Annotated in this window: 3 protein-coding genes and 2 pseudogenes; 2 read left to right on the top strand and 3 right to left on the bottom strand. The window is 35.9% G+C overall.

Annotation, left to right across the window (positions count from 1 at the left end):
- Positions 1-511: 511 nt before the first annotated feature.
- On the bottom strand, positions 512-1,933 hold the full coding sequence (gene gltX / locus ERCILAFE3058_RS00655; protein WP_157989571.1) for a glutamate--tRNA ligase: 1,422 nt from the start codon (positions 1,931-1,933) through the stop codon (positions 512-514).
- 309 nt (positions 1,934-2,242) lie between these two features.
- Here gltX and gyrA point away from each other — a divergent pair.
- Positions 2,243-4,795, top strand: a pseudogene (gyrA, locus tag ERCILAFE3058_RS00660) (DNA topoisomerase (ATP-hydrolyzing) subunit A); the annotation flags it as partial.
- Between the two features lie 931 nt (positions 4,796-5,726).
- On the opposite strand, the gene guaA reads toward gyrA, so the two are convergent.
- Positions 5,727-7,304, bottom strand: a complete 1,578-nt coding sequence (guaA, locus tag ERCILAFE3058_RS00665) for a glutamine-hydrolyzing GMP synthase (RefSeq protein ID WP_157990044.1) — start codon at positions 7,302-7,304, stop codon at positions 5,727-5,729.
- 123 nt (positions 7,305-7,427) lie between these two features.
- Positions 7,428-8,894 carry an IMP dehydrogenase gene (gene guaB / locus ERCILAFE3058_RS00670; RefSeq protein ID WP_157989573.1) on the bottom strand — a complete coding sequence of 489 codons (1,467 nt, stop codon included), beginning with the start codon at positions 8,892-8,894 and terminating at the stop codon, positions 7,428-7,430.
- Positions 8,895-10,101: 1,207 nt separating this feature from the next.
- Here guaB and dnaX point away from each other — a divergent pair.
- Positions 10,102-11,196 (top strand): annotated as a pseudogene (gene dnaX, locus ERCILAFE3058_RS00675) (DNA polymerase III subunit gamma/tau); the annotation flags it as partial.
- Positions 11,197-12,217: the final 1,021 nt, after the last annotated feature.

The raw sequence follows: 12,217 nt of genomic DNA on the forward strand, positions 1-12,217 counted from the left end.
ACACTCTTGTCTACACGCTAAAATAGGTGAAAACATACGAATGTTTTCTCATTATATGAGAAAATTGTGAGTGGGTTAAAAATAAAAAGTAGTATGAGAATACTCTAAAAAAGATCGGTAGATTACTAATATATAATAAATAAAGGCGTATGAGGTTTATCATATGCAGGAATTCTCTTTGGGTTCAGATGGATCTATGCATTATAAGATGTTGTATTCTATCTTTCTGATAGAAGAGCATATATGCTATATACACTCTTATCAGAAGAGCAGTAGATTCAATACTTTTCATTCTGATATTGAATTTTTTGTTGGCAATAGTGATCACATTCAATCTTAGTTTATGCATGATACATATTAGGAGAAAGCAGTTTAATTGTTCTTATTATAGATGACTGTTATTACATGATACGTCTCAAAAAGTACATAGAAAGAGGTACTTATTTCTGATCAATATACACCTATCTTTCTTGGAGATCGGTTGTTTGCATGCACAGTATATATAATTAATTTATTGATCCTTGTACTTTTGAATATGTAATAATGCTTTATTAATACGCGCAAGACTTCGTATCTGACCAACGGTATAGATGGTAATATCCATTGCAGGAGCTTTGAGTGATCCCGTGATAGCAAGACGTAAAGGCATTGCAAGAGTACGCATACCTCCAAATTGTTCATGAGCACTGGCATTTATAGCATTTCGCACCTCTAGTAATGTCCAGTTTAGTATCGCGGCTAATTTAACACGTATCGATTGCAGTGATTTTTGTGCAACTTCTAACTGTGTAAAGAAATATTTTTTTTCTGCATCAAGGTCATAATCATTAAATTCCTCGTAGAAATAATGACAAGTTTCAGCTATTTCTTTTAATGTATGACAACGCGGGCCAAGTAACTTTACTAAGTCTTCTAGACACGGACCATTCTCAATGTCAAGATTTTCTTGTTCCATATGCCATTGAAGATTTTTAGAGATGTATGCAGGTGATAAAGCATTAATATATTTTTGATTGAGCCATTGTAGTTTTTTAAGATTCATGATACTTGGAGATTTATTGATAGTATGTAGTGTGAATAAATTTTTCATTTCATTCATACTAAATATTTCTTGATTACCATGCGACCACCCAAGTCGTAGAAGATAGTTTAGTAATGCTTCAGGTAGATATCCTTCATTGCGATACTGCATAACTCTAATAGCCCCGTGTCGTTTAGATAATTTTTTACCATCAGGACCAAAAATCATGGATACGTGTGCGTAAATAGGAATGTGGGCGTTAAGTGCCTTAAGAAGATTAATTTGACGCGGGGTATTATTAATATGATCAACACCACGTATCACATGAGTAATATTCATATCCCAATCATCAATAACTACACAAAAGTTATAAGTTGGTATTCCATCAGAACGACAAATTATAAAATCATCTAATTCTTGATTGCTGAACTTAATTATTCCGTGTATTTGATCTTCAAAAATTACGAATCCTTCATCGGGATTGCGAAATCGTATGACAGGTTTTTTTTGTTTTGTGCAATCCTCATTATAATCTCGGCAATAACCATCATAGCGTGGTTTTAATCCATGAGCCATCTGTTTTGTACGTAAGGTTTCTAGCCTTTGTTTTGAACAATAGCATTTGTATGCGCTATGATCTTGTAGCATTTGATTAATAATTGCGTTATACCGATCTAAACGTTTTGTTTGATAATACGGTCCTTCATCCCAATCAAGGTTAAGCCAGCGCATATCAGTCATAATTTCATCGCTAATATTTTTGTGGGAGCGGTGTAAATCAGTATCTTCAATCCGTAGCACAAATTTTCCGTTTTGACGACGGGCAAATAACCATGAATACAACGCAGTGCGAGCACCACCAACATGTAGGTGTCCTGTAGGGCTCGGGGAGAATCGAGTTTTAACTTTCATCTAAGAAACCTTTTGTATTTGAGAAATTTTAGTTTTATCACATATTCTACATGAGACTAACTTTTATATTTCTATGTTAGTCTTTTATATTATATGAATTTAATTCAGTATATAAATATTGTGATTATTTTTATGCATTATAAATAAGACGATAATATTTATGTGCATATTTAATTTTTGTTCAAGATATATTATATGATTTGATATATATCATGGATTAAAATCACGCTGATTATTCATCTAACTGCCTAATGTGATATACTATAATACTTTTCCATACAGGATTAACACAGCAAGGAAAGTTCCTCCATGAATGACCTTATCCGTGAAATTACATCGGTTGATATTGCAGAAGAATTAAAAAAATCTTATCTAGATTATGCCATGTCAGTTATCATTGGTCGCGCGTTACCAGATGTTCGTGATGGGTTAAAGCCGGTACACCGCCGTGTTCTTTATGCCATGTATGTACTTGGTAATGATTGGAATAAAGCCTATAAAAAATCTGCGCGTGTGGTTGGTGATGTGATTGGAAAGTATCATCCACATGGTGATACTGCCGTATATGATACCATTGTGCGTATGGCACAATTGTTTTCTTTACGTTATACCCTGGTAGATGGGCAGGGAAATTTTGGCTCCATTGATGGGGATTCTGCTGCAGCGATGCGTTACACTGAAGTTCGTATGTCTAAAATGGCTCACGAGCTTCTAGGAGATCTTGAAAAGGAAACAGTAGATTTTGTACCGAATTATGATAATACAGAAAGTATTCCGGTAGTAATGCCTGCTCGCATACCGAATCTATTGATTAACGGTGCGTCAGGAATTGCTGTGGGTATGGCAACCAATATCCCTCCACATAACTTAACTGAAGTCATTAACGGGTGCTTGGCATATATTGCGAATGAGGATATTACTGCAGAAGAATTAATGGAATATATTCCAGGCCCAGATTTTCCTACATCTGCTGTTATTCAAGGACAGAGCGGCATTTATGAAGCATACCACAGTGGTCGTGGTAAAATATATATTCGAGCTCGTTCGAGAGTGGAGGTCAATGTTAAAAGTAGACGGGAAAGTATTATTGTATACGAGATTCCATATCAAGTAAATAAATCTCATCTTATTGAGAAAATTGCTGAATTACTTAAAGAAAAACGTTTAGATGGTATTAGTGCATTACGTGATGAATCTGATAAAGATGGTATGCGCATTGTCATAGAAGTGAAACGTGATGCAGTAAGTGAAGTGGTATTAAATCAGCTTTATTCTCTTACTCAGATGCAAACTTCTTTTTGTATTAACATGGTTGCTTTGCATGAGGGTAAACCACAGGTTATGCCACTGAAGGATATCTTGGCAGCCTTTGTGTGCCATCGTCGTGAAGTGATTACACGTCGTACTATTTTTGAATTACGTAATGCTCGTTATCGCGCTCATATTCTTGAGGCGCTTGCTTTAGCATTAGCAAATATTGATACTATGATTCACTTAATACGAACTGCATCTACACCAGCAGTAGCGAAAGAAAAGCTTATGACTGACACATGGACAATAGGTAACTTATCTACAATGTTAGAGTCTTCCGGTACTCCTATTGCTGGTCATAAATTACGAGAAGTACAGCATTATCTAGCATCTGGTAAATATTCGTTGACTGCCGATCAAGCTCAAGCGATTTTAGATTTACGCTTACAGAAAATAACGGGACTAGAGCATGTAAAATTGCTTGAAGAATATGTAGGTCTTTTAGATAAAATTCAGAAATTAGTCTTTATTTTAAACAGCTCAACGCGCTTGACAGAGGTTATGAGGGAAGAACTAGAATTGATCAGAGATCAATTTGGCGACAAACGTCGTACTGAAATTACAACTCATAGTGCTACTATCAACCTTGATGACCTAGTTCATCAAGAAGATGTAGTAGTGACTTTATCTTATCAAGGATATATTAAGTATCAGCCACTTGTTGCGTATGAAGCTCAACGGCGGGGCGGAAAAGGAAAATCAGCAGCACGCATCAAAGAGGAAGATTTCATCGATCGTCTTTTGGTAACGAATACACACGACACTATCTTATGTTTCTCGAGTCGTGGTCGTTTGTACTGGCTCAGAGTTTATCAATTACCGGAAGCCAGTCGTCATGCCCGCGGTCGTCCGATTGTTAACCTTTTATCACTAGAATCCCATGAGCGTATTACTGCCTTATTACCGGTGCGTATATATGCAGGAGGGTGGAATATATTCATGGCTACTGCTAGCGGAACCGTAAAAAAATCAGCACTTACTGAGTTTAGTCGACCACGTAGCGCTGGTATTCTTGCTGTCAATCTTCGTACAGATGATAAGTTAATTGGTGTGTCTCTCACCAATGGAAATGATGAAGTGATGTTGTTTTCTGCCTGTGGAAAAGTTGTACGTTTTTCTGAAACAGAAGTGCGTACTATGGGCCGTACCGCCTCTGGAGTACGAGGCATAAAGTTATCTAAAGGGGATCGCGTGGTTTCCTTGATTATACCTCGTGACAATTGTGCTATTATGACTGTTACTCAGCATGGTTATGGAAAACGTACAAAAAATATTAAATATCCACTTAAATCGCGTGCTACACAAGGGGTTATTGCAATTAAAGTTACAAAAAGAAACGGGTTAGTTATTGGCGCCGTACAAGTCATGGATGGTGATCAAATCATTATGATTACTGATGCAGGTACTTTAGTGCGAACTAGAGTGTCCGAGATTAGTATGATTGGTCGTAATACACATGGTGTAATTCTAATTCGTACCGCTGACAATGAAAATGTGGTTGCATTACAGAGAGTTATTGAACCTATCGCAGAGGAAGAGCTGGATGTGCTTAAAGTGCTTTCAAGGCATGATAGAAATACCATCGCTTTAATGAATCATCAAGAGAATGTTTTATTATTAGAGAAGAATCACTAGCTATTAGAGAACGATCGTTAGTCTTTAGGGGGTGTGAAAATATGACACGTACAAAGAATAACTTAGTTTTTGTATTGATGTATTGTACTGCCTCATCATATATTATGGATCTTGGATCATACTTTTTATATGATACTAGTATGAGGAAATGTCCTTGAGTCAATAAGATCCATATGGTAATCATTCGTTAGAAGTTAATGAACAGCATGCTATATTTGTGAGATCTATATAGCATGTATACATTTGTAAGTATGAATATTTTCCAATGTGTAGAAATTATAATGTTTGTTATTATCGGTATGTAATATACATAAACAAATATTATGTAGAAGGGTATTCACCAAGTTTATATGGGATACAGGATCAATAAAATTACTTTAGATACGAGGAGAGAGAACTTAAAATATATATATGCGTGCATTATTAGAAGTGTCAGTGCATACTATGTTATATGTTATACGTTATATGTTATAGAACAGAACATCATGTCAGTGCCACTACATATAAGTTTTACTTTTGACAACTATATATCTTCATGCAGCAATTGAAACATAGAACAGTACATGTATAGATAAGATCAGATTTTTATCTGATCAGTGTGTCACGTATTTTTAGGGTGTAGTACATATTACGTACATTTCACAATAAGTAAATATTTGTCTTACTACAGTCAGTCACATATCAATGAATGTTAATATTTTAGATCGTATGTTACATATAGACGCTTTGTGAATGCATAGAGATGCAGAAGTCAAAGATATGAAAAAGTGTTTACTCTATGTTATAGATGTGCAAGGTGGTGGTATATCTGAAAATTTTAGTTTTCTGAAGCGTCATATACATAGAGTTATTCCCATTCAATGGTTGCTGGGGGTTTACTAGAGATGTCATACACCACTCTGGATACACCTGGTACTTCATTCATAATTCGAGTGGATACGCAAGTAAGGAACTCATACGTTAAATTTGCCCATGTTGCTGTCATAAAGTCGGTGGTTTCTACAGCTCTTAATGCTAACACCCAGTCATATGTTCTTTCATCACCCATGATGCTAACAGAACGAATGGGAAGAAAAACAGTAAATGCTTGGCTAATCTTATGATATAGGTTTGCTTTGTGTAGTTCTTCAATGAAGATAGAATCAGCACATCGTAAGAGGTCACAATATTCTTTTTTAACTTCTCCTAATATTCGTACACCTAGACCTGGCCCAGGAAATGGATGTCTCTGCAGAGCAGTATGTGGTAAACCCAACTGTATTCCAATTTTTCGCACTTCGTCTTTAAATAGTTGTTTTAGTGGCTCTATCACACGCAGTGTCATACATTGTGGTAGACCACCGACATTATGGTGCGACTTGATTACCCGCGTTGGTGAGACAGATGACATGCCCGATTCAATTATATCAGGATAAATTGTGCCCTGTGCTAACCATTTGATATCATGGAATTTTGACGCTTCTTCTTCGAAGATTTCAATAAATACACGACCAATGATTTTACGTTTTTCTTCTGGTTCGTGTATTTTTATTAAAGCATTTAAGAAGCGTTGCTCTGCTTTTATATGAAGAATGTTACAATCTAAACAGTGAGAAAACATATTAAGCACTTGCTGCGATTCATTTAAACGAAGAAGTCCATTGTCAATGAATACGCATTTTAGACGATAGCCAATCGTGCGGTGAAGTAATAATGCGGTTACTAAAGAGTCCACTCCACCAGATAGTCCAAGCATTACTGTGTCATTGCCTATCTTTTCATGTAAATATTGAGTAATATCATCAATGATATTGACTGCAGTCCATCGCGTCTCACATTGACAAATATTTCGCACAAATTGTTCTAGTAGGTTATAACCCTGCTGTGTATGCGTAACTTCTGGATGAAATTGTATACCGTAGAAACGTTTTTTTTCATTCACTATAATAGCTACAGGGCATCTTTCAGTACTACCCACAGTAATAAAATCAGATGGAGTTTCCACAACATTATCACAGTGGCTCATCCATACATCTAGAATTTTTTTATGACCTGTTCTTAGTGTATCGTTTGTATTACAAAAAAGTGAGCTTTCCTTTGTAATCATTATTTGGGCATATCCAAATTCACGCTGTCTGCTGCTTTCTACTTTTCCACCTAGTTGTATGGTCATAATATGCATGCCATAACATATGCCGAGAATTGGTATTCCAGCGTCAAATATATAGTGTGGCGCCCGTGGGCTAGTGGTACTAGTACTGCTTTCGGGTCCCCCCGAAAGAATGATACCGTTTGGGCGGAAATCTTTAATCTGTTCTTCCGTTACGTACCATGACACTAACTCGCAATATATCCCTATTTCCCGTATGCGTCGAGCAAGTAGTTGAGTGTATTGTGATCCAAAATCTAGTATGAGAATGCGATGTTGAGAAATATTTTTATGTATCATGAGGTGTGTCCAGAGGGGATAGAATATAATGTTGTGATCTAATTGATCAGGATACTGAAGCGATATAAATATATATTATATCTGATGTCAATAGATTCATATACGCGGCGGCATCAATGATTATGCACCTACGTGGTAGTTGGGAGGCTCTTTTGTGATCGTAACGTCATGTACATGACTTTCTGTAATGCCTGCTCCGCTAATTCTCACAAACATTGCTACAGTGCGTAATTCTTCGATAGTTGCACAACCAGTCAGTCCCATGCAGGATCGCAATCCTCCCATCTGCTGATAGAGAATTTCCTTGAGGCGACCCTTATATGCCACGCGTCCTTCAATACCTTCTGGTACTAGTTTGTGTGTGGCATTATCAATTTGAAAATAACGATCAGCGGAACCTCTAGTCATAGCACCTAGAGAACCCATGCCGCGATAAGATTTAAATGAACGTCCTTGATATAATTCAATGTCACCTGGTGATTCCTTGCTTCCTGCGAGCAAGGAGCCTACCATAACCGCTGCCGCTCCCGCGGCAATTGCTTTAGCAATATCCCCAGAGAATCGAATACCGCCATCAGCAATAATTGGAATCCCAGAACCTTCTAGTGCAGTAGCGGCATCTGAAACTGCAGTAATTTGAGGAACACCTACACCTGTAACAATGCGGGTAGTACAAATTGATCCAGGGCCAATACCTACTTTCACTGCATTAGCGCCTGCTTCTGCTAACGCAAGTGCACCGGCACCGGTTGCGACATTACCACCAATAATTTGTAGATCTGGGTATTTTGCACGGGTAGCACGAATACGTTGCAGTACTCCTTCAGAATGACCATGTGAAGAATCAATGAGTAGAACATCAATTCCAGCAGAGACAAGCATATCAATGCGTTTTATATTTCCTGAACTAACACCTACTGCAGCTCCAACACGTAGGCGGCCATGTTCATCTTTACAAGCATATGGTTTACGTTCTGCTTTCTGAAAATCTTTAACAGTGATCATGCCAAGTAAGTGGAAGTTTTTATCTACTACTAATGCTTTTTCGACACGTTTTTCATGCATTTTTTGCAGGACTACAGAACGAGATTCACCTTCTTTTACAGTGACTAATCGCTCTTTTGTGGTCATAACGGCGGATACAGGAAGATTGAGATCCGTTACAAACCGCACATCTCGGCCGGTAATAATTCCATCTAACTGGTTATTATTATTGACCACTGGATAACCTGCGAAACCATTACGTTCAGTTAAAGATTTTACTGTGCTTAAAGAAGTAGTTGACAATACAGTTTGTGGGTTAGTCACCACCCCACTTTCATACCTTTTTACCCTACGCACCTCCTCTACTTGGTTTTCAATCGACATACTTTTATGAATAAACCCTAGTCCACCTTCTTGTGCAATTGCGATCGCTAGACTAGACTCAGTGACAGTGTCCATAGCAGCTGAAACAATGGGAATGTTTAAACGGATTTTTTTGGTGAGAAAGGTAGTCACATCAGCTGTATTTGGAAGAATGGAAGAATAAGCTGGAACGAGTAACACATCGTCAAATGTCAGGGTTTCTTTAGTGATTCTGAGCATAGCAATATTTCAACCTAAAAGTGAATAAAAACGCATAAATATTGCTGTAGTATTCTACAGGTTATGCTTTGTATCCTCTAGTATTTTGTGTAAAATTCTTTATTTTTCACTAATATTTTTCTATAGTTAATAACTATTATTATAGTTTTGTGGTCGTGTATATTGTGTAGTACTTAACTTATGTTGATATTTATTTTATTATACAATATGTAATATGCATATACATGTCTTATATTTTAAGATATTGCTTTGTCAGATGAGAAATTATGTATATTGGCGTGATTTTATGTGTAGATAACAATAGCTATATGTGTTTTTTTTGATGTGTGATTTATTTTATTTTTAATCTTTTTGAGATGGCTCTAACTATCTAAATTCCATAATACTATTATGGTGGTAGACCTATTAATATATTTTGAAGAATTCTCATATGATCAAGTGTTCTATTGCTATCTATACTAGATAGCGTACATGGCTGTATTCGTACATTGATTCTAAATCATGAGATGTCTAGAATCTTTGTTGTCCGCTTACAAAATATTTGAAGCAATATGCTTATTGCGTCAGAATACAGAAAACTTGGTGTAGTTGACTGAAAGATTTCGCTGAGTTTTTATTATTATCGCAGAACGACTGGCTGATGGGATACCTGAGTGTGCATCTAAGGTGAGGGCTTTATATTTAGTGTATAGTATATAGCATAGATACTATGCATATCAAAATATAAGAACATGAAATTATTACATCCTAATCGTATACATAATGTAAATATTGTGAATATTATAACGCTATTCTTTCAATCTGCAGGTTAATAAACACGCTTGATATAATATACCTATAGATACATACATATATACATAAAAGTGAGATATCGATTACAATATTTGATAATTGATTAAATGATCATTGGTATAAAAAGTGAGTACGTATTGGATATAATTAGTGGTTTACTTGGCTGCTTCTGAGGATACTAACGTAAAAAATAATAATTAAACATTGCAAATAAAAGAATATGTAGATCAAGGGTTCTTCGATCTTCTGACATTGAATTATTTTTAGTATGACGAATTACTTAGTTTTTTATGACACTCCAGCTAAAATAGTATATAACATTGTTGTTAAGTATTGTTATACAGTAAGATACTGTCTATGAATTTTTTATTTAAGATAAGAACTGACATACTTTTTGAGTAGATGATTAGATTTTATGAGTTATCAGGTATTAGCCCGTAAGTGGCGCCCCCAAACTTTTAGTGATGTAGTGGGACAACAACATGTATTAATTGCTCTAGTAAATGCATTATCTATGGGGCGCATACATCATGCTTATTTATTTTCTGGAAATAGCGGTATTGGAAAAACTACCATTGCACGTTTATTAGCTAAAGCCCTAAACTGCCAAACAAGTATAACTGCTAATCCTTGTGGTCAGTGTGATCAATGTCATGATATTGTGGAGGGTTGCTGTGTTGATTTGATTGAAATTGATGCTGCTTCTCGAACAAAGGTGGAGGATATTCGGGATCTATTAGATAATGTGCAATATACTCCCTCTAGTGGCCGATTTAAGATTTATTTAATTGATGAAGTGCATATGCTATCGCGTCATAGTTTTAATGTGTTATTGAAAACTTTAGAAGAACCACCATCGCATGTTAAGTTTCTCTTGGCTACCACGGATCCAAAAAAGCTGCCAATAACTATTTTATCACGTTGTTTACAATTTCATCTCACAATTCTCAATCCAGATCAGATTTGTGGTGCACTACACCATATTTTATGTGTCGAGGATATTAGTGCAGATACTGGTGCATTACAACTTCTAGCATGTGCGGCAGACGGGAACATGCGTGATGCATTAAGCTTAACTGATCAAGCTATTGTGATGGGTAAGGGACAAATCACTATTGATAGCGTAAAGTATATGCTCGGATCCTTGGATGAAGAACAACCCATTAATCTACTAGAAGCTTTAGTAAATGCTGATGGGGTACGGGTTATGGAGTTAGTACAAAAATCTGTGTTGTGTGGTAGTGATTTGGAGATGTTGTTAACAGAAATGCTGAAACTTTTGCATCGTATAGCTGTTATGCAGCTTCTACCTTCTATAATGAGTAATGATTTTGCAGTAATTGCTACTCGATTGCAGAAATTGGCTGGTATACTAACTCCTAGTGATGTTCAACTTTATTATCAAATGATGTTAGTTGGTCGAAAAGAGTTACCATTTGCACCTAATCGACGGATGGGGGTGGAGATCACCTTGTTGCGCATTCTGGCTTTCCAACCTAAAGATATCGTTACTGGATTACAATTATAGAGTAGAGATTCCATTGCAGGATATTTTGTTTTTTAAACAAATGTGCCAATTTTTGTCAGTGAGTTTTATGAGGGCACCTGTGTAGTAGAAATTAACATAACATGTGTTGTGGGATATGCTTAAAGTTCTTCTTTAATGCATAGTACAAAGATATTAGGTGTGGTAGAAATACACTATTAAGTGGTACTCTTAGTGCAGACGGATTAATAAGTAAGTAGTGTATTCTGAGTACTAACAGAGAATCAGTGGCGACCTGCATAAGCAGTTTAATTATAGTTAAAAATAATTATGAGCGTAGTATATGAGAGTAGTAGTATATGCTATGGAATGATCAAGCGTATATGGTAATATACACCAATCTTAAAAGTTATATTCACGAAAAAAATTTAAATATTGTGTTAAAGGGGTATAAGGTTATATGAGGATTTGCCTCGTACTATATTAGAACTCGATGAGTAATAAGCATGGAACGCGGGGAGAGAAAATATTGCAAAAGAATATTTGTCTATGCTTTCGTTTTATGGAAGTAATGTACATATATTTATATTTCATCACAAGTAATAAAATACAGAAGCATGACTTCTTTACCTGCGATATGTATCATAGAGAGCACAAATAGGTGATGCCTGATATATACTAGCATCCATCGCAAAATGTGGGGTATATAAATGCATTAGGAAAAGTCAGCAGGGGCATGTCAGTATATTATGCAAGATGTTTATCTGTAGACGCCATATAATTGTCTTGCGGTGTTAATATAGTGGAAGAGAATATTTAACTGCTTAGATAAAAGAGAGGATTATGATCTATCTTATTATTAAGGTTACTTTAATATTGTATATAGCTCACTTATTCTTGTAATAAAACTTAGAGAGAGGTAGAGAGAGCAGTTATAGTTTTGTTTTATATCTTTACTGCTCTCTTAGTCTTATTTCTCCGCGAATACCAACCACATTATTTTCTCCTATCTTAATGAATATGAATGTAGAACAAGTTGTAAAAT

Source organism: Candidatus Erwinia haradaeae, assembly GCF_900698955.1.
Taxonomy (GTDB): domain Bacteria; phylum Pseudomonadota; class Gammaproteobacteria; order Enterobacterales; family Enterobacteriaceae; genus Erwinia_E; species Erwinia_E haradaeae_G.